The organism is Terriglobus sp. YAF25 (genome assembly GCF_052113305.1).
GTDB lineage: Bacteria > Acidobacteriota > Terriglobia > Terriglobales > Acidobacteriaceae > Terriglobus.
In genome coordinates, this window is the sequence record NZ_JBFRCY010001075.1 from 1 (window position 1) to 1,351 (window position 1,351).

General features: G+C 55.9%; 2 protein-coding genes. Both read left to right on the plus strand.

The genetic code is table 11. From position 1 onward, the window contains the following. Nucleotides 1–151 precede the first annotated feature (151 nt). Nucleotides 152–976 carry a helix-turn-helix domain-containing protein gene (locus AB4043_RS26620; protein WP_442308678.1) on the plus strand — a complete coding sequence of 275 codons (825 nt, stop codon included), beginning with the start codon at nucleotides 152–154 and terminating at the stop codon, nucleotides 974–976. A 111-nt stretch (nucleotides 977–1,087) separates the two neighbouring features. Continuing rightward, nucleotides 1,088–1,351, plus strand: a 264-nt coding sequence (locus tag AB4043_RS26625) for a carboxypeptidase-like regulatory domain-containing protein (protein ID WP_442308679.1), incomplete at its 3' end; no start/stop codon positions are given.

The following is a 1,351-nucleotide window of genomic DNA, read 5'->3' on the forward strand; positions in this document are numbered from 1 at the left end:
TATCCACACTGATTCATCCTTGCCGCAATGGTTCTGATCCTCGTACTCTGCCGAGTGTACTGGAGCGCATTCCGAAATCCGGAATACAGAGATCCAGTCTTAATGGAGTTGTGACTTGAGCCCGCCAAGACATCTGGAGCGTCGATCAAATGTGCAGACCAGCCGCCGCAGCGATCGCAACGAGTCACAGACCGTCCTTCGTGCATGCGAAGTACTAAAAGCATTTAAGAGTCTTGGCGAAGAGCTCACGCTTCTGGAGGTAATGGAGCGCGCGCAACTTCCCAAGACCACGGCCTTCCGGCTGCTACGTACTCTCATCCATGGGGGCCTGCTGGAGCGCGTCGGCGCCGGCGTCTATCGCAATCGCTTCGGCCCTGTTACGGGACGCAGATATCGAATTGGGTTTGCCACGCAGGGAGTGACGGAGTTCTCACAGGAGGTGCTGCGCAGCATTGAGACCGTGGCTGCGCGAGAGAATGTTGATCTCATCACGGTCGATAACCGCTACTCCGCCCGTGAGGCACTACGCAATGCCGACTTCCTGATCCGCGAGGGCGTAGACCTTGTCCTGGAGTTCCAGACTTATGAGCGCGTGGCTCCGGCTATCGCGTCCAAGTTCCTTGAAGCAAAGACGCCGGTCATCGCCATCGAGGTTCCACACCCTGGAGCTACCTACTTTGGCGCTAATAACTACAAGGCTGGCGCCGAGAAGACCTGTGCTGTTGCCAGTCAGAACGCCACGCCTGAGGCCCGAGCCGAACTCCGTCGTCTGGGGACGCGGCTCATTGGTTCGGTCGCGTACTTCCCAGAGAGATATGGCAACTACGTCATTCCTCTGGCGCTGAATCTTCTTCGTAATAAACCGGTTGCTCCTGCGGTGTTCGTAAAGCACCAGTTTCTGACCTCGAAGAATGTCGATTTGGTTTATCCATTGGACACTGGAGCGAAGCTCAGGCGCCCTCGACTGAACTCGTAAAGAGGGATGTATCCTGCGCATCAAGTCCCGCGTTGCTGATTGCATAAATATGCATCAATGCAAGAAAAGGTTGACAGGCGCTGAGTTCACTCCTTAGCATTCACCTTCGTTATGAAGATCATGCAAGCTTCTCCCTGCGAACGCCTGTTTCGGAACGCCTCCTTGCTGTTGATGCTGTTCGTTCTGACGTCAACGTGCTCACTCGCGCAAGGTTTGGGCCGTATCGTCGGCCTTGTCACGGATAAGGACTCCGCGGCAATACCGGGCGCACGCGTTAAAGCAACACAGGTCACGACGAACACGCAGACAGAGACCGTGACGAACAGCGATGGGGGATTCGTCTTCCCGTCTCTGCCGCCCGCTACGTACAAGATC